The sequence below is a fragment of the Curtobacterium sp. MCLR17_051 genome (assembly GCF_003234395.1).
GTDB lineage: Bacteria > Actinomycetota > Actinomycetes > Actinomycetales > Microbacteriaceae > Curtobacterium > Curtobacterium flaccumfaciens.
Map to the genome: position 1 here is coordinate 13,489 of NZ_QKTA01000011.1, position 17,758 is coordinate 31,246.

16 protein-coding genes and 1 tRNA gene are annotated in these 17,758 nt (G+C 73.1%); 1 reads left to right on the plus strand and 16 read right to left on the minus strand.

Annotated elements, in window-relative coordinates; all coding sequences use genetic code 11:
• Nucleotides 1-5: 5 nt before the first annotated feature.
• The 15 genes from DEJ06_RS10540 to rplU form a co-directional block, all read right to left on the minus strand.
• Nucleotides 6-3,416, minus strand: coding sequence for an error-prone DNA polymerase (locus tag DEJ06_RS10540; RefSeq protein WP_111039253.1), 3,411 nt, complete (start codon nt 3,414-3,416; stop codon nt 6-8).
• A gap of 34 nt (nt 3,417-3,450) precedes the next feature.
• Entirely contained in the window at nt 3,451-5,079 is a 1,629-nt protein-coding gene (locus DEJ06_RS10545; RefSeq protein ID WP_084741164.1) for a DNA polymerase Y family protein, read from the minus strand.
• Entirely contained in the window at nt 5,076-5,945 is an 870-nt protein-coding gene (locus tag DEJ06_RS10550; RefSeq protein ID WP_258372594.1) for a hypothetical protein, read from the minus strand. Before DEJ06_RS10550 ends, DEJ06_RS10545 begins: the two co-directional genes overlap by 4 nt.
• A gap of 46 nt (nt 5,946-5,991) precedes the next feature.
• Nucleotides 5,992-7,509 (minus strand): anthranilate synthase component I family protein, encoded by a 1,518-nt coding sequence (locus DEJ06_RS10555; RefSeq protein ID WP_111039254.1) that lies wholly within the window; start codon nt 7,507-7,509, stop codon nt 5,992-5,994.
• Entirely contained in the window at nt 7,488-8,411 is a 924-nt protein-coding gene (locus tag DEJ06_RS10560) for an aldose 1-epimerase family protein (RefSeq protein ID WP_111039255.1), read from the minus strand. The genes DEJ06_RS10555 and DEJ06_RS10560 overlap by 22 nt, the downstream gene beginning before the upstream one ends.
• 79 nt (nt 8,412-8,490) lie before the next feature.
• A tRNA-Ala gene (locus tag DEJ06_RS10565) sits at nt 8,491-8,563 on the minus strand.
• A 108-nt stretch (nt 8,564-8,671) separates the two neighbouring features.
• Nucleotides 8,672-9,046, minus strand: a complete 375-nt coding sequence (rsfS, locus tag DEJ06_RS10570) for a ribosome silencing factor (protein ID WP_027464721.1) — start codon at nt 9,044-9,046, stop codon at nt 8,672-8,674.
• A gap of 132 nt (nt 9,047-9,178) precedes the next feature.
• Nucleotides 9,179-10,705, minus strand: a complete 1,527-nt coding sequence (locus DEJ06_RS10575; RefSeq protein ID WP_111039256.1) for a hypothetical protein — start codon at nt 10,703-10,705, stop codon at nt 9,179-9,181.
• Entirely contained in the window at nt 10,702-11,301 is a 600-nt protein-coding gene (gene nadD / locus DEJ06_RS10580; protein ID WP_027464719.1) for a nicotinate-nucleotide adenylyltransferase, read from the minus strand. The genes DEJ06_RS10575 and nadD overlap by 4 nt, the downstream gene beginning before the upstream one ends.
• Nucleotides 11,302-11,312: 11 nt before the next feature.
• A complete protein-coding gene (locus tag DEJ06_RS10585) occupies nt 11,313-11,513 on the minus strand; it encodes a hypothetical protein (RefSeq protein WP_035807661.1) in 201 nt (66 codons plus the stop codon).
• A 40-nt stretch (nt 11,514-11,553) separates the two neighbouring features.
• The gene (locus DEJ06_RS10590) at nt 11,554-12,819 is read right to left on the minus strand and encodes a glutamate-5-semialdehyde dehydrogenase (RefSeq protein WP_111024155.1); all 1,266 of its coding nucleotides are present in this window, start codon (nt 12,817-12,819) and stop codon (nt 11,554-11,556) included.
• A gap of 414 nt (nt 12,820-13,233) precedes the next feature.
• Nucleotides 13,234-14,052 carry a glutamate 5-kinase gene (gene proB / locus DEJ06_RS10595; RefSeq protein ID WP_217499638.1) on the minus strand — a complete coding sequence of 273 codons (819 nt, stop codon included), beginning with the start codon at nt 14,050-14,052 and terminating at the stop codon, nt 13,234-13,236.
• 7 nt (nt 14,053-14,059) lie between these two features.
• Nucleotides 14,060-15,604: a GTPase ObgE gene (gene obgE, locus DEJ06_RS10600; RefSeq protein ID WP_111039257.1), complete on the minus strand. Its 1,545-nt coding sequence runs from the start codon at nt 15,602-15,604 to the stop codon at nt 14,060-14,062.
• A gap of 104 nt (nt 15,605-15,708) precedes the next feature.
• Complete coding sequence (rpmA, locus tag DEJ06_RS10605) at nt 15,709-15,960, minus strand: 50S ribosomal protein L27 (RefSeq protein ID WP_017885976.1); 252 nt, start codon at nt 15,958-15,960, stop codon at nt 15,709-15,711.
• 12 nt (nt 15,961-15,972) lie between these two features.
• Nucleotides 15,973-16,281, minus strand: a complete 309-nt coding sequence (gene rplU, locus DEJ06_RS10610) for a 50S ribosomal protein L21 (RefSeq protein ID WP_027464715.1) — start codon at nt 16,279-16,281, stop codon at nt 15,973-15,975.
• 179 nt (nt 16,282-16,460) lie between these two features.
• On the opposite strand from rplU, the gene DEJ06_RS10615 reads away from it, so the two are divergent.
• Nucleotides 16,461-16,733, plus strand: a complete 273-nt coding sequence (locus tag DEJ06_RS10615; RefSeq protein ID WP_071405560.1) for a DUF4031 domain-containing protein — start codon at nt 16,461-16,463, stop codon at nt 16,731-16,733.
• 95 nt (nt 16,734-16,828) lie between these two features.
• On the opposite strand, the gene DEJ06_RS10620 is transcribed toward DEJ06_RS10615, so the two are convergent.
• A complete protein-coding gene (locus DEJ06_RS10620) occupies nt 16,829-17,758 on the minus strand; it encodes a hypothetical protein (protein WP_111039258.1) in 930 nt (309 codons plus the stop codon).

The following is a 17,758-nucleotide window of genomic DNA, read 5'->3' on the forward strand; positions in this document are numbered from 1 at the left end:
ACCACTCACTGGAAGTCCCGCGAGCGGGTGCGGACGGACAGCGACAGGTGCTCGATGCGGTCCGCCACCAGGTTGACCACCCCGTCGGGCGAGCGCTCGAGGATGCCCCGGACGATCACCGCCGGGGACTCCCGCGCCACCCGGCGGAAGCGCCCCCAGACCCCGACGCTGCAGATGACGTTGACCAGCCCGGTCTCGTCCTCGACGTTCAGGAACGTGATGCCGGAGGCCGTCGCCGGACGCTGCCGGTGCGTCACGATCCCGCCGACCTCGACCCGTCGTCCGGTCTCGGCGGTCGCGGTGTCCTGCACGCTGAGCACCCGGCGGGCCGCGAGCCGGTCGCGCACGTGCCGGACGGGGTGGTCGTCGGTCGTCATGCCCGTCGACCACATGTCGGCGATGAGCACGTCCCCGCTCGTCATCTGCCCGAACAGCGGCGGCTGCACGAACACCTGCGTGTCCGGCAACTGGTCCGGACGCTCGGCGGCCGCCTGGGCAGCCGACCACATCGCACCGCGGCGGTCGATGTCGAACGGGGCGAAGGCGTCGGCGGCGGCGAGGGCCTCGAGCTGCGGCGTGGTGAGCCCGACCCGGCGGGCCAGGTCCGACATGTCGCGGAAGGGGCCGTTCGCGTCCCGCTCCGCGACGATCTTCTCGGCGCTCTTCCGGCTGAGCGACGCGACCTCGGCGAGCCCGAGCCGCACGGCGAAGGCACCGTCGCGTCGGTGGCTCGCGGTGTCGTCGGGGAGCGCCTTGTCGAAGGGCAGCACCGGTGGCTGCTCGGTGGCCAGGCACGCGTCGTCACCGGCAGGGGCGTCCCCGTCCGGCAGCGGTTCGAGCGTGGCGTCGACCCCGGACCGCAGGATGTCCGGTCGCAGTACGCGGACGCCGTGCCGCCGGGCGTCGGCGACCAGGGTCTGCGGTGAGTAGAACCCCATCGGCTGCGCCCGGAGCAGTGCCGCCAGGAACGCCCCCGGGTAGTGCAGCCGCATCCACGCACTCGCGTAGACGATGAGGGCGAAGCTGATCGAGTGGCTCTCCGCGAAGCCGAAGTTCGCGAACGCCTGGATCTTCGCGTAGATCGCGTCGGCATCGGCCCCGTGGATGCCGTTGTCCGCCATCCCCGTGTAGAGCTTGTCGCGCAGCCGGTCGATCTTCTCGTGCCCGCGCTTCGACCCCATCGCCCGTCGCAGCAGGTCGGCGTCGTCACCGGAGCAGTTGCCGACCGCGATCGCCATCTGCATGAGCTGTTCCTGGAACAGCGGGACCCCGAGGGTGCGTTCGAGCACGGGTTCGAGCGCCGGGTGCATGTAGGTGATCGGTTCCTCGCCCGTGCGCCGGCGGATGTACGGGTGCACCGCGCCGCCCTGGATGGGCCCGGGGCGGACGAGTGCGACCTCGATCACCAGGTCGTAGAACCGCCGCGGGAGCAGTCGGGGCAGGGTGCCCATCTGCGCGCGGGACTCCACCTGGAACACCCCGATCGTGTCCGCGCGGCAGAGCTGGTCGTAGACCCCCTGTTCCTCCTTCGGGATGGAGTGCATCTCCCAGCGCTCCCCACAGTGCTCTGCCGCCAGGTCGAACGAGTACTGCAGGGCCGCGAGCATGCCGAGCCCGAGCATGTCGAACTTCACGAGCCCCATGTAGGCGCAGTCGTCCTTGTCCCACTGCAACACGGTGCGGCCGTCCATCCGGGCGTGCTCGATCGGCACGACCTCGCCCACCGGACGGTCGGTCAGCACCATGCCGCCGGAGTGGATGCCGAGGTGCCGCGGGAACCCGAGGACGTCGCTCGCGAGCCCGACGACCGCGGGCGGGATGTCGTGGTCCTGGCTCTCGGTCACCGACCCCCACCGCTCGACCTGCTTCGACCAGGCGTCCTGCTGCCCGGGGCTGTGGCCGAGCGCCTTCGCCATGTCGCGCACCGCGCCCTTGGGCCGGTAGGTGATGACGTTCGCGACCTGGGCGGCGTTGTGCCGGCCGTACTTGGCGTACACGTACTGGATCACCTCTTCGCGGCGGTCCGAGTCGAAGTCGACGTCGATGTCGGGTTCCTCGTCGCGCATCGCCGACAGGAACCGCTCGAACGGCAACCCGTACCGGATCGAGTCCACCGCGGTGATCTCGAGCAGGTAGCAGACCGCCGAGTTCGCCGCCGAGCCCCGCCCCTGGCAGAGGATGCCCCGACCGCGGGCGTACTGCACCATGTCGCGCACGATCAGGAAGTACCCCGGGAAGTTCTTCTCCTCGATCACGGACAGCTCACGCTCGATGCGCTCCCGCTTGCGGGGGTCGACGCCGTCGGCGCTGCCGGGGTAGAACCGCCGGGCACCCGTCCACGTGAGCTCGCGGAGCCACGACATCGCGGTGTGCCCGTCCGGGACGTCGAGGTCGGGCAGCCCGGGCTGCACGGTCTTCAGCCGGAACCCGAGCTCGTCGGCGAGCTCCACGGTCCGCTCGATCGCACCGGGGTAGCGCCCGAACCGTCTGGCCATCTCGGCGCCGGAGCGCAGGTGGGCGGTGTCGGCGGCCGGCAACCAGCCGTCGATCTCGTCGAGGCTGCGGCGGGCGCGCACCGCCGCGAGCGCGGTCGCCACCGGGAACCGGTCGGGGGTGGCGTAGTGCACGTTGCCGGTGGCGACCAGGGGCAGCGCGTGCTTCGCGGCGAGGGTGGCCAGGGCGTCGTTGCGGGCGCTGTCGAGCGGGTCGCCGTGGTCGAGCAGCTCCACGACGACGTTGCGGCTGCCGAACCGGTCGAGCAGCACCCGGAGCGCCGTCTCGGCGGCGGACTCGCCACCCTGCTCGAGGGCCTGCCGCACGGAGCCCTTCCGGCAGCCGGTGAGGACCCGCCAGTGCCCGTCGGCCCGCGCGGCGAGGTCGTCGAGGTCGTACTGCGGGCTGCCCTTCTCGGACCCGGCTGCCAGGTGTGCGCTCGTCACCGCGCCGGCGAGCCGGTGGTAGCCGTCCTGGCCGTCGGCGAGCAGGAGCAGGTGCGAGCCCTCGGGGTCGGGCACACCGTTCTGCGGCTCGGTCAGCCCCAGGGACAGCTCGGTGCCGAAGACGGTGCCGACCTGCGGGTACGACTCGGCGACCTCGGCCATCCGGGCAGCCCCGTAGAAGCCGTCGTGGTCGGTGAGCGCGAGGGCGTGCAGTCGGAGCCGAGCGGCTTCTTCGAACAGGTGCTCGGGCTGACTGGCGCCGTCGAGGAAGCTGAAGGCCGAATGTGCGTGCAGTTCGGCGTACGGCACGACGGGCCTGCCGTCGGTGTCCAGCGGCGACGGGACGTACGGCTCGCGCTTCCGCGACCACGCCGGGCTGTCGCCGCCGTCGCCGTCGTGGGCCGTGCCCGGGCTCCGCTTGTCGGACAGCGCGCGCTCGAACTGCGACCACGGGATGGGTGGGTTGCTGTAGCCCATCAGGTCACGCTCCTGTCGGTGGTGGTGGTCGGGGTCACGTCGCGATCGCCTCGGCCCACCAGCGGTGGTCCGCCAGCACCAGGTACCAGGCACGCCCCTCGGCATCGACGAGCTGCAGCCGGTGCAGGCGTCGGCCGCCGGACTCCCACCACCGGACGACGAGCGGCCACGGCCCCGCCCAGGCCGTCACGGCGGAGAACCCGCCGCCCCGGTCGCCCTCGGCGCGGAACCGGTCGGGTGCGCCGGACAGCACGCCGCGCTCGTCGACGTCGACGCTCGCACCGCCGACGGCGACGACGTCGACCGGTCGGGGGCGCTCGAGCACGGTGGCGGGGGGCGGGCCGGGCAGCTTGCCGGGCCACGGTCGGTCGCGGACGGTCGCCAGGGCTCGCTCACCGCCGGCGGGTGCGTCGCCCCACGGCACGAGCACCACGCGCTCGGACAGGGTGCGGCCCCCACCGATGCGCGGACTCACCACACCGTCGTGGCCGACCATGCCCTGGATCCGGGCGAGGCCGTGGTGCACGCGCTCGTCCGGGCCGGAGCCCCACAGCCCGCGCTCGTGGTTCGCCATGTCGTCGACGGCGACCGGCTCGAGCACGACCGAGGTGACCGGCGCCTCGAGCCCGCTGGGGTCCACCCCGCCGGCGAGCTGCCACCGCACCCGGTCGACCACGTCGGCGGCGTCGAACCAGCGCGGGTGCGCCCAGGTCCGTTCGAGCAGGATGTCGCGCTCGTCGACGATCCCCACGCGGATGGTCGTCGCCACGAGCCCCGCGGCCCGGAGTCGCTCGGCGAAGTCGTCGGCGGAACGCCGGAACGCGAACGCGATCTGGTCGGCACGGTCCAGCGGGGGTTCGAACGACGCCTCGACCCGGAGTTCCGGCGGGATCTCCCGCGCCGCGATCTCGCGGGGGTCGCGGCCCCCGGCCAACCGGTGCAGGAACGCCCCGGCCACGCCGAAGCGGTCCCGCACCTGTTCGTCGCCGAGTGCCGCGAAGTCGCCGAGCGTGGTGATGCCGAGCCGGTCGAGCACCGTCGTGAGGTCGGGGTCGCCGAGCACACCGAGCGGCAGGTGCGCGAGGAAGTCCGCCGATCCGCCGACGGGCACGAGGCGCACCCGTTCGCCGGGACGCACCGGACGGGCGCGGGCGGCCTGGTCCGCCGCGAACGGGGTGTCGGCCACCCCGGCCCGCACCGCGGGGGCGCCGTGGTCGGCCGCGATGCCGGCGAGGGTCGCCGCCGCCGCGCGCTCACCGCCGTAGTACCGGGCCGGCCCGCGGGCACGGAGCGCGAGGGTGCCCGGCCGCAGCACCTCGACCCCCGGGACAGCCGCCTCGACCGCACGGATGACGGGCTCGAAGGCGCGGTGGTCGAGGGCGTCGTCGTAGGGCTGCACGAGGAGCTCGGGGCACCGCGCCTGCGCCTCACGCACGCGGAGCCCCCGCACGACACCCTGCTCACGCGCGGACGCGGAGCTCGCGAACACGAGTCCCTTCGCGGTCAGGGCGAGGGGCTGCTCCGGCGGGGTGCCACCGGCCCGAGCCGCCGCGATGACCGGCCAGTCCGGGCACCAGAGCACGATCGTCCGGGTCGGGGGTGGTTCGGGCAGTGCCGCTCCCCGCGTGATCGCGTCGGTCCGGACGCGCCCGGAGGCGATCACGACGCCACCGCCACGGGCCGCAGCACGCGGGTGTCCCCGGAGCCCACCATCGGCACCGGTGTGGCGGCCCGGACCGCACCGTCGGCCGCGGGCAGGAGCAGCTCGGCGGTCGCCGGACGCACCGCGCCGGCACGCCCGGTCGCGGTCACGGTGGCCCGGCGCTCCGTCAGGTGGCCGTGGCCCTGACCGATGCCGCTCCACGTCGAGGACGTGACCCGCAGCGTGACGTCCGCCCCGGGCCAGGAGCCGAGCGCGACGAGTGCTCCACCGCGCTGTCGCAGGCGGGCCGACAGCCGTGCCACGTCGCCCGGCACGACCCGGCCGAGCGGTCGGGTGAGGACGATCTGGGCGACGTCGGCCATCGCCGCCGTCACGGCGAGCCACTGGTCGCCCGGATTGGGGACGAGCACGAGCCGTTCGAGGTCGATCCCCGCGGCGGCGGCGGCTTCGATCCCGAAGGACGGCACCCCGACGACCGCACACCACGCCCCGGCCGCCGAGGCTGCCTGCAGCATGGTGATCGCGAGCAGCACCGACTCGGGGACAGCGTAGGTGCCACCGACCCGGATCGCGCCACCGGGCAGCAGGGGTTCGAGCGCCGGGGCCGTGGGGAGCCCAGCGGTGTCGACCCGGGTGGACTCCATGTCGGCCACCCGGGACCGCAGGGACGTGATGCGGTCGAGCGCGGCCCGGGCATCGCTCAGGTGGTCCGGCCCACGGCGCGCACCGCCACCGCCCGCACCGCTGCCGCCGCGTGCAGCACCGCTCCGCCCGCCCCGGTCCGGGGTGGGCGACCGGAGTGCCGCCGCCGTCTGCATGCCCTCATATTCGAACATGTGTTCGATGATGTCAATCGCGTCCGACATCCGCGGACAGTCCTAGTCGAACACGTGTTCGGATCAGGGCATCAGCTCACCAGTTGGCGACCGCCCCGACCCCGCCGAGCACCGACCGCGTCTTGGTCTCGACCTCGTCCGCCTCGTCCGCGGGCACCGACGACCAGGTCACCGCTCCCCCGGCTCCGAGGGTCCGGGAACGCACCGCCCCCGACTCGTCGAGCACGGTCACGAGGCTACGGATCGCCACCGACAGGTCGACTGCCCCGCTCGCCGAGAAGTACCCGATCGCCCCGGAGTACACCCCGCGCGGCGCCCCCTCGAGCCGGTCCGCGATCGCCGTGGCACTGCTCTTCGGCGCCCCGGTCATCGACCCCGGCGGGAACGCCGCGTGCACCACGTCGGCCCGCGACGTCCCCGGCGGCAGCACCGCCCCGATCGTCGAGACCAGCTGGTGCACGCTGGCGTACGTCTCGACGGCGCACAGCCGCTCGACGTGCACCGACCCGGGCACCGCGGTCCGCAGCAGGTCGTTCCGCAGCAGGTCGACGATCATCACGTTCTCGGCGCGGTCCTTCGGGCTCGCCGCCAGGTCGTCCCGCGCAGCCGCGTCCGCCACCGCGTCGGCGAGCCGCCGCCGCGTGCCCTTGATCGGCTCCGCGAGCACCGCTCCGGCCGCGTCGATCCGCAGGAACCGCTCCGGTGACCGGCTCGCCACGCGCAGCGGGCCGAGCCGCAGGAACGCGCCGAACGGCACCGGGTCGGCCGCCCGCATCCGCAGGTACTCGCCCAGGTGCGGGTCCGTACCGGGGCCGCCACGGGCCTCCAGTCCGACCGCGAAGGCGGTGGTGAGGCAGACCTGGAACGCGTTCCCCTCGCGGATCTCCGCGCGGCACGCGTCGACCGCCCGCTCGTAGGCGGCGCGCGTGACGCGTCCGGTCGCCGTGGACACCCCGGCCGGGAGGCCCGTGGCCGCGTCCACGACGCCGTCCGACGTCGTGGGGGTGGGCACCTCCTCGAGCCACACGCGGTTCCGCGCACTGGCCGCCGGTTCCGCGTCGGCGACGAGCGCGAGCGCCCAGGCGCCACCGGTGTGGTCGACGACGACGGCGCGGTCGACGAACCGCAGGTCGGCGTCGGCGTACCCGTCGGCGGTGCGGCCCGGGCCGCCGGACTCGCGGCCGAGCTCGTAGCCGAGGAACCCGACCCAGCCCAGCGCGAACCCGCACCCGACGACCGGCTCGGGCAGGCGGGGCGTGCGTCGGAGCAGGTCAGCCAGCACCGCGAAGGCCGGACGCTCCTCGGATCGGGCGGGCCCGAACCACCCCTCGGCGGGCGCGGCGACCGTCAGGTGCGCACGACGGTCCTGGTGCCGGAACCGGGCGGCGAACGGCCCGTCCGTCCACGCCAGCACGGAGAAGCGCGCCCGGGGCCGAGCCGTGGCGGGGGCGCCGTCGGGCAGGCCGGAGTCGAGCCACACCAGGTCCCCCGTGACCTGCGCCGCCAGGGCCGCGAGGTCGGGGACCGGGTCGAGTCGGCGGACCTCGACGCGGACGCCGGGGTCGGCGGTGGTCAGATCGCGGCGATCGTCCATGCGGCGGCGTGCGAGGCGCCGGACACGAGCACCACGAGGCCGCGGTCCTCGCCGTCGTTGAAGGCGTCGGGGGCGCACGTCATCGGCTCGACGGCGAGACCGGCGCGGTGGTACTCGGGGACGACGTGGTCGGCGGTGTGCACCTGGGCCCAGCCGCACTCCGGCCCGAAGGTCGCACGGACCCCGTGACCGTCCGCCGCCGTGACCGCGATGGTGGCGAGGCCGGCGGCGTCGCGGTTGAAGCCGGTGAAGGCGTGGTCGATGAACCGGTCGCCGATCAGCGTGGGCGTGCGCAGGTCGAACTCGTCGTGCACGGGGACCAGGTCGGTCGGGATGAGCCGGTCCGGCGTCACCTCGAGCACCTGGGCGGCGGGGAGCGTCAGGGTCCAGTCGTCGACGGTGCCGGCACCCGCGACGAGGTACGGGTGCGGGCCGGTCCCCCACGGTGCGTCCTCGGCCCCGGTGTTCGTCCCGGTGATCGTCGTGTGCAGCCCCTCGGCGTCGAGCCGGTACTCCACGGTGACCTCGACGCGGTACGGGTAGCCCTGCTGCGCCTGGACGGTCGTGGCGAGCACCACGTGGTCGTCCGCCTGCTCCTGCACGCGGAAGTCCGTCCACGCGACGAGTCCGTGCAGGGCGTGGTGCCGTGCGGGCTCGGTGAGGGCCAGCTCGTGGTCGACGCCGCCGAAGGAGTACTCGCCGTCGACGATCCGGTTCGGCCACGGGGCCAGGACGGCACCGCGGAAGACCGGGCGGACCTCGTCGGCGTCGAACGGGACGACCAGGTCTCGGCCCTCGTGCCGCAGGGTCCGCAGTGTCGCTCCGACGGTGGCGATGTCGGCCGTGTACCCGGCGGAGGCGATCGTCAGCGGGGACCCGGACAGCGGCGCGTCGTTGCTCATGCGCTCAGCGTATCGGGCCACCGAGTCCCGCCGGGCGCACGAAAAACCCCGCCGTTCCGATGAACGACGGGGTTGAGGGTGGATCTGAGGGGACTCGAACCCCTGACCCCCTGCATGCCATGCAGGTGCGCTACCAGCTGCGCCACAGACCCAGATCGTGCTGCTTTCGTACCAACCGGTTCCCCGGAGGCACCATAGAAGCGTACACCATGCGAACGCCGGGCAACGAAATCGAAGCCGTCACCCGGGCGCGTCGCTGATCAGGCGGTGTGGTCCACCGGGAGCTCGAGCGGGATCGTCGGGCAGTCGGCCCAGAGACGCTCGAGCGAGTAGTACTGGCGGTCTTCGTCGTGGAAGACGTGCACGATGATCTCACCGAAGTCGATGAGGACCCAGCGGCCCTCGGTACGGCCTTCGCGGCGGAGCGTCTTGGCACCGAGCTCGAGGAGGCGTTCCTCGACGGCATCGGCGATGGACTGCACGTTGCGCTCGTTCCGACCGGTTGCGAGCAGGAACACGTCCGTGAGCTGCAACGGCCCGGTCACGTCGAGAGCGACGAGGTCCTCGGCCTGCTTGGCGTCGGCCGCGAGTGCTGCGGCCTGCACGAGTTCCAGTGCGCGAGTGGAGGCGGTCACGGATTCCTTCCGGTCGTCGAACCGACGGACAGCCGGTTCGCTTGATGGGTCACGATCATAAGCCACCCCGCCGACAGCGGCCAGGCCAGGGTCGGCGGGGTGGTGGAGAACGGACGTCGAGGACGGCAGCGGTCAGCCGCCGAACGCGTGGGTGGTGAGCAGTGCGGTGATGATGACGCCGGCCGCGGCCAGCCCGACCGCGCCGACCGTCACACCGAGGATCAGCGGCGTGCGCGACTCCTTCGGCTTGGCGGCGGCGAGCACGACCTGACGGGTCGAGGTGTGGCTGGACACCGCGCGGCTGGCCCGCACCGGGCTGGCGTCGGTCTCGGGCTGCTCGTCCTGCTGCTCGAGCAGGCGGTCGACCTCGGCGCCGTCGATCGGCCGGTGCGACCCCGTCGACGACAGCGACGCCGGCAGGTCGATCGACCCGGTCAGGATCACCTCGCCCGTCGCGTTGAGGGCACCGGTGGGGTCGGCCAGCGCCGAGTTCGGCAGGATGATCGCGTTCGTGTTCGTCACCGCGACGCGACGGGTGCCGGTCTCGGCGTCGTGCACCTCGGAGTCGTTCGAGTCGTGCGCCTGCTGCGACCAGTGGCCGGCGGGCGGCGCGAAGGCCGTGGTCACCGGCTTCGGCTCGGTCGGACGCTGGAACGCCGCGGGGACCTTCGGGGCCTCGGTGGCGGGCTCGGGCAGCGGCACCTCGTTGGTGTCGTCGTCCTCGGCGTCGAGCGAGAGCGGGAACACCGCGGGGGTCGCCGCGGCGGCGTTCGTCGGGATCGGCACCGGCGTGACGGCGGGCTGCGACCCGGCAGCGGGAGCGGGAGCGTCGTCGGCAGACCGATCCGGAGCGTCCTCGGATGACTCGTCCGCCGGTGCGACGTCGGTCGTCTCGTCCGCAGGGGCGTCGGTCGTCCCCTCCGCAAAGGCGTCGGAAGCCGGTGCGCCGGTCTCCGGCGCATCGGAGTCGGGGACGTCGGTCGCGGACGCGTCGGGCTCGGTGACGTCGGCGGGCGGTGACCACGTCGACCGGTGACGGCGGGGCTCCTCGGCGTGCGCGGCGGCCTCGTCGAGGGGCTCGAGCGCGTCCGGGGACCCGTCGGCCTCGGTGGCCTGGGCGACGGCGGCCTGGTCGAGGACCGTCGGGGCAGCGGGCTGCTCGTCGTGCGCGGCCTCGGCGTCCGGAGCGCTCTGCGGCGCGGCGGAGGGGTCGATCGTGTCCACCGACCCGAGGACGTCCTCGACGGTGCGGTCGGACGACTGGGGCGTGGGGTTCTGCAGCGGGACCGGCAGGACCGCCTGGCGCTCTGCGGCACGGAGCTGCCGGATCTGGCGACGGGTGAGCCCACCGCTACCGGGGACGATCTCGGTCGCGGAGGCCGGCGGGAACGGCGGCACACCGGCCGCGGGCGCCGACACCGGGACGGACTGGTCGGACCCGGACTCGGTCTGCGCCGATGCCGGCGCGGACGACTGGGCGGGGCCACCGGGGGCCGGGGCGACGTGCGACCCGGGGCGGCGACGAGACTCGGGGGTCTCGGCGGCGGGTGCGGCGACGGTCGGGGGCGGCGTGGCGGGCTGCGAACCGGCCGCGGCGGCACGCTCCCGCTCGCGCGCCTGGCGCCGCGACAGGGGCGGCTGCGCGTCGGACGAACTCATGCAACGCTCCGATACAGATGGTGCTTGGAGATGTACTGGACGACACCGTCGGGAACCAAGTACCAGACGGGGAACCCCCGTCGAACCCGGTCACGGCAATCCGTCGAGGATATGGCCAGTGCAGGGACTTCGAGCAAGCTTACGTCCCGCTCGGGCAATCCGGTGAGGCTCAAGGCGTGTCCCGGACGCGTCACGGCCACGAAGTGCGCGAGGTCCCAGAGACCATCATGGTCTTTCCAGTCGACGATCTGCTGAACGGCGTCTGCGCCCGAGATGAAGACGAGCTGGGCATCCGGTCGCTGTTCGTGCAGGTCCCGCAGGGTGTCGACGGTGTACGTCGGCCCCGGGCGGTCGATGTCCACGCGGCTGACGGTGAACATCGGGTTCGACGCGGTGGCGATCACGGTCATCAGGTACCGGTGCTCGGCGTCGGTGACGTCGGACTTCATGTACGGCTGTCCGGTGGGGACGAAGACGACCTCGTCGAGGTCGAAGGCCCGCGCCACCTCGGACGCCGCGACCAGGTGCCCGTGGTGGATGGGGTCGAACGTGCCACCCATCACACCGATGCGTGGCCGTCCGGTGGTCTCGAGCATCGAGTGGTCGGTCAGATCTTGGTGTGACCGAACTCGTCGACACCCGTCTCGTGGTGGCGGGTGGCCTCGAACTTCTGGGAGTGGCGGTAGGCCACGTCGCGGAAGCTCCAGGTCACGAAGCCGAGGAAGATGAAGAAGAGGGCGCCGACCATCGGGAACACGAACGCGGGCGCCCCGGAGGCGTGCTCAGCAGCTTCTGCGAGGAGGGTCATCGTTCGTGCTCCGTTCGGTCGGGGAAAGACGCCGTTCAGTCTAGCCGCGGATCTGCCCGGACCCGCGCACGATCCACTTCGTGCTCGTGAGCTCCGGCAGACCCATCGGGCCGCGCGCGTGCAGCTTCTGCGTCGAGATGCCGACCTCGGCCCCGAAACCGAACTCGCCGCCGTCGGTGAACCGGGTCGAGGCGTTCACCATCACGACCGCCGAGTCGACGGTCGCCAGGAACCGTTCGGCGGTGTCGACGTCGTTCGTGACGATCGACTCCGTGTGGTGCGTCGACCACCGGGCGATGTGCGCCATCGCCGCGTCGACGTCGGGCACGACACGGATCGACAGGTCGAGGTCCATCGACTCGGTCGCCCAGTCGTCGTCGGTGGCGCGGAGCACCCCGGGCACGATCGCCCGCGTGGCGTCGTCGCCGCGCAGCGTCACACCGGACGCCCGCAGCCGGTCGGCCAGCACCGGCAGGAGCCGTTCGGCCGCGGCCTCGTGCACCAGGAGGGTCTCGAGGGCGTTGCACACGCTCGGCCGCTGCACCTTGCTGTTCAGGACGATGTCGACCGCACGCTGCTCGGGTGCGGACGCGTCGAGGAACACGTGCACGACGCCCGCACCGGTCTCGATGACGGGCACCTGCGACTCGGTGACGACGGTCTGGATGAGCGCGGCGCTCCCCCGCGGGATCAGCACGTCGACCAGGCCACGTGCGCGCATGAGCTCGGTGGCACCGGCGCGGCCGAACTCGTCGATGGTCTGCACCAGGTCGCGGGGCAGGCCGACCGACTCGACCGCGTCCTGGATCCGGGCGACGAGCACGGCGTTCGTGTGCTGGGCCGCCGATCCGCCACGGAGCACGACGGCGTTGCCCGACTTGAGCGCGAGCGAGGCGATGTCGACGGTGACGTTCGGGCGTGCCTCGTAGATCGCCCCGACGACACCGAACGGCACGCGCACCTGGGTGAGCTGGAGTCCGTTCGGCAGCTGCGACCCGCGCACGTGCTCGCCCACGGGGTCGGTCAGCCCGACGACGTGTTCGACCGCGGCGGCGAGGGCCTCGATCCGGACGGGGTCGAGTCGCAGCCGGTCGAGCAGCCCGGACGAGAGCCCGCCGTCCTCGCCGGCGACCAGGTCGTCGTGGTTCGCGGCGACGATCTCGTCGGTCGCGGCACGCACCGCCGAGGCGATCGCACCGAGGGCGGCGTCCTTGACGGCGGTCGTCGCGGTCGCGAGCGCCGACGAGGCGGCCCGTGCCGCCACGAGCTTGTCGGTGAGGGTCGGGGCGGGCGCGATCGACGACATGGACCGATTGTAGGTCCGCCCTCGGTTCGTGACGGGCGTGCCGGGCGCTCGCCGTGCCTCCAGGCTCGGTCCGCCGCTCCGAGCGGGCACGACACGTCGTCACCCGCCTGCCGAGCGGTCGCAGATCGTCGCTCCGCGCCGCCCATACCGACGGTTCCCGACCGTTCGACGGCGTCCCGACGGGGAGTCGTGACCGCCTGGAGGCCCGGCACCGGTCCCCGGGACCTGCGCCGGGCCTCCAGGCGGTCGCGTTCACCTCGGCGACCGGTCACGACACGTCGTCCTGCGCCACGCGAGCGGTCACAGACCGTCGCTCCGCGACGCCAGCGCCGACGGTCTCCGACCAGTCGACGCCGTGCCGACGGCGCGTCGTGACCACTCGCTGCCGCCGCTCCGGGCGCGGTGCGGGCTGCGTCAGGGACGCGGCGCGGCGTGGAACCAGGTACCGAGGTGTTCGCCCGCCAGCGCGCGGTCGACCAGCGCCGTGTCGGTCACGAGCACCGCGGTGCCCGCCTCGGCCGCGAGCCGCGCGGCGGCGACCTTGGTCCCCGCTCCCCCGGTGCCGACGCCGGCGGTGCCGATCGAGCCGAAGGTGACCCCGGCGAGCTCGTCGCCGAACGGCACCTCGTCGATGCGGGTCGCGCCGGGCTGCTCCGGGGGCGCCGTGTAGAGCGCCTCGACGTCGGACAGCAGCACGAGGGCATCGGCTCCGAGCAGCCGGGCCACCAGGGCCGCGAGCCGGTCGTTGTCGCCGAAGCGGATCTCGTGCGTGGCGACGGTGTCGTTCTCGTTCACGATCGGGAGCACGCGCAGGGCGAGCAAGCGGTCGATGGCGCGCTGGGCGTTCACCCGGTGCGTGGGGTTCTGCAGGTCGCCGGCGGTGAGCAGGATCTGCGCCGCGACGACACCGTGCCGGTCGAGTTCCTTCTGGTACCGGAACATCAGGACGTTCTGCCCGGTGGCCGCCGCCGCCTGCTGCGTGGCGAGGTCGTCCGGCCGGCCCTCGAGTCCGAGGAACGGGAACCCGGTCGCGATCGCACCGGACGACACGAGCACGACCTCGGTCCCCCGGCCGTAGGCGGCAGCCAGCGCGTCCACCAGGGGGCCGATCTGGCCGGCGGCGTCACCGCTGACCGAGGACGAGCCGACCTTGACCACGATCCGCCGCGCACGCGGGATGTCCTCGCGCCGTGTGACGGGTCCGAGGTCGGTGCGGGCGGTCGTGTCGGTCATGCCGCGGTCAGTCCTTCTGGTCGCCGGTGCCGAGCTGGTCGCTGGTCACCACCTCGTCGTCCACCCAGAGCCCGGAGACGCGCTCCTGCTCGAGCTCGGCACGGGCGGCCGCCTTGGCGTCCATCCGCTCGAAGTACTCCTCGCGCCGCTCGTTGCGGGTCGGACGCGACGTCGCACCGATGCGCGCGTCGGTGCCACGGGCGCTCGTGATGAGCTCCGCGGTCGACGTGAGCGTGGGCTCCCAGTCGAACACCATGCCGCCGTCGCCACCGATGACGACGGTGGAGCCGGCGACGGCTCCGGCCTTGAACAGGCCGTCCTCGACGCCCAGCTTCGCGAGCCGGTCGGCCAGGTAGCCGATCGCCTCTTCGTTGGTGAAGTCGGTCTGCTGGACCCAGCGCTCCGGCTTGGCGCCGCGGACGCGGTAGAAGCGGTGCTCCTCGCCACCCTCGGCGCGCACGGTGAACGGCTTCTCGTTGACCGAGCGGGGGCGGAGCACGATGCGCTCCGGGACCGGCTCGGCCGCACGGGCGGCACGGGCCTGCTCGACGATGTCGGCGAGGGCGAACGTCAGCTCGCGGAGCCCCTTGCGGGACGCCGTGGAGATCGGGAAGACGCGGTAGCCGCGGCCCTCGAGCTCGGCGGTGACGAACTCGGCGAGCTCCTGCGCCTCGGGCACGTCGATCTTGTTCAGGGCGATGAGCTGCGGGCGCTCGAGCAGCGGCACCTGGCCCTCGGGGACCGGGTAGCGCTCGAGCTCGCCCAGGATGACGTCGAGGTCGCTGATCGGGTCGCGGCCCGGGTCGAGCGTGGCGCAGTCGATGACGTGGAGCAGCGCCTCGCACCGCTCGACGTGGCGCAGGAACTCGAGCCCCAGGCCCTTGCCCTCGGACGCGCCCTCGATCAGACCGGGGACGTCGGCGACGGTGAAGCGGGTGTCACCGGACTCGACGACGCCGAGGTTCGGCGTGAGGGTCGTGAACGGGTAGTCCGCGATCTTCGGCTTGGCGGCGGAGACGGCCGCGATCAGCGAGGACTTGCCGGCGCTCGGGAACCCGACGAGGGCCACGTCGGCGATGGTCTTCAGCTCGAGGCTGATGTCCCCCGCCCAGCCCTCGGTGCCGAGCAGCGCGAAGCCGGGGGCCTTGCGCTTCGTGGTGGAGAGCGCCGCGTTGCCGAGGCCGCCCTGTCCACCGGGGGCCACGACGACGCGCATGCCGGGCTCGGTGAGGTCGGCGATGACCTCGCCGGACTCGTCGTACACCACGGTGCCGACGGGCATCGGGAGCTCGAGGACCTCGCCGCTGACACCGCTGCGGTGGTCACCCATGCCGGGCTGCCCGTTCTTCGACGAGCGGTGCGGGGAACGGTGGTAGCCGAGCAGCGTCGTCACCTGCGGGTCGGCCACGAGCACGATGTCGCCGCCGTCACCGCCGTTGCCGCCGTCGGGCCCGGCGAGGGGCTTGAACTTCTCACGGCGGACCGACACGCAGCCGTTGCCGCCGTGCCCCGCGCTGAGGTGCAGGGTCACGCGGTCGACGAAGGTCGCCATGGGTCCACTCCAGGTGTTTCGTTGTGCCGACGGGATCGTCGGCGGGAAAAGCGAAGGAGGGGCGGGCACTCGGCCCGCCCCTCCAGCTGCAGTCGTTCGAACGACTACGCGTTGACGATGTTGATGACCTTGCGGCCACCCTTGGTGCCGAACTCGACCGAACCGGACGAGAGGGCGAACAGCGTGTCGTCGCCACCGCGGCCGACGTTGGCGCCCGGGTGGAAGTGCGTGCCGCGCTGGCGGACGATGATCTCGCCGGCGTTGACGACCTCGCCACCGAAGCGCTTCACGCCGAGGCGCTGTGCGTTCGAGTCACGACCGTTGCGAGTGGAACTCGCACCCTTCTTGTGTGCCATGAGTTGACTCCCTTACGCGATCTTGGTGATCTTGACGCGGGTCAGCTCAGCGCGGAAACCCTGGCGCTTCTTGTACCCGGTCTTGTTCTTGAACTTCTGGATGATGACCTTGGGACCACGGAGGTCGTCGAGCACCTCGGCGGTGACGGTCACGTTCGCGAGCTCGGAAGCCGCCGACGTGATCTTGTCACCGTCCACGAGGAGCACGGGGGCGAGGTCGATGTTGCCCTTGTCGTCCGCCTTGGCACGGTCGATGGTCAGGATGGTGCCGACCTCGACCTTCTCCTGACGGCCGCCGGCGCGCACTACTGCGTAAACCACGTGGAAATCCTTACGTAACTCTGCTTGAGGGAAGTCTCGGGTGCCCACTTCTGCACGAGCGGCTCCCGGAAGGCCGGGCCCGATCGGCGACGCAGGCAGAACGGCCCGCTGACACCAGGGACCGAGAATACTCGATCACCCTGGGTCCGGTCAAACGGCGACACCCGTACGATTGCACGGTGACCGTGTTGATCGACCCACCGACGTGGCCCGCCCACGACACACTGTGGTCGCACCTCGTCAGTGATGAATCCTACGCGGAACTCCACGCGTTCGCTGCGCGGGCCGGTGTGCCGCGCCGTGCGTTCGACCACGACCACTACGACGTCCCGCTCTCGCGGTACGACGAACTGGTGGCCGCTGGCGCCTCGGCCGTGACCGGACGCGAGCTCGTGCTGCGGTTGATCCGCAGTGGGCTGCGCGTGGCGCAGCGGGACAAGCGCGGCCTCTGACCGCCCGTCCGGACGCCCGGGAGGCGCGGTGCTGGCCCGCCCCGCCCGGCACCGCCCACGGTGCGCCGCCGGCTCGCAGGGCCGCGCGAACGGGCTCAGCGGGGCGCTGGACCGCCCCAGGGGTTCGCCGGGGGCTGCTGCTGGTCTGGGCGCGGCCCGGCGCCGTACTGCCCGCCGTACTGGCCGTGGGGGTCGGGCTGCACACGCCCCTGCCCGTACGGTGCCGGCGGCTGCTGCTGTCCCTGCTGCGGTGCCTGCGGCTGGATCGTCGAGGGCGGGACCGCGTCGGCGGGTCGGACGGTGCCCGGCATCCCTGGAGTCGTCGACGAGCCACGTCCGCGGCGCGGCCGACCGAGCCAGAGCCAGGCCGCCGTGGCGGTCGCCAGGAGCATCACGGTGAACGGCAGACCGTTCTGCAGCGGCCGCGTGAGCACGTCGATGACGAGCTGGGAGCCGCCGGCGGTGGCCGCTCCGAACGAGCCGGTGAACACCCCGACGAGCATCAGGGCCACCGTGCCCGCGGCGCCGGCGAGGACCACGCGGAGCAGGAGCCTCGGCAGCGGGCTGCGGCGGTCGATCGGCGTCAGGAACGCCAGGGCCAGGAACGCGCCGACGTAGTACGGGAACGGAGCCACGAAGACCCCGGTCGTGAAGCTGCCGAGCAGGCTCGTGCCGGCGCCGTAGTGCCGGAACGGACTGACCACGAGCGAGGTGCCGAGCAGCCCGAAGAGCCCGGACACGAACTCGACGAGCACCAGGGCCACCACGGCGATGAGCGCACCGGCCGTGTTCGTCACCGAGGCGCCGGGCGCGAAGGCCCGGCGCGGGTCGGCCGGGGCACGGGGCGGCCGCGGCGGGGCGTACGGCGCACCGGCACCGGGCTGACGCCCGTACTGCGGCACACCGCCCTGCTGCGGCGGCACCGGGCCGCCGGGCTGCTGGGCACCCGGGCCGGGCGGTGCGGGCTGGGACCAGCCCACACCGTAGTACCCACGCTGCTGCTGCGGGTCGCCCGGGTTCGTCAC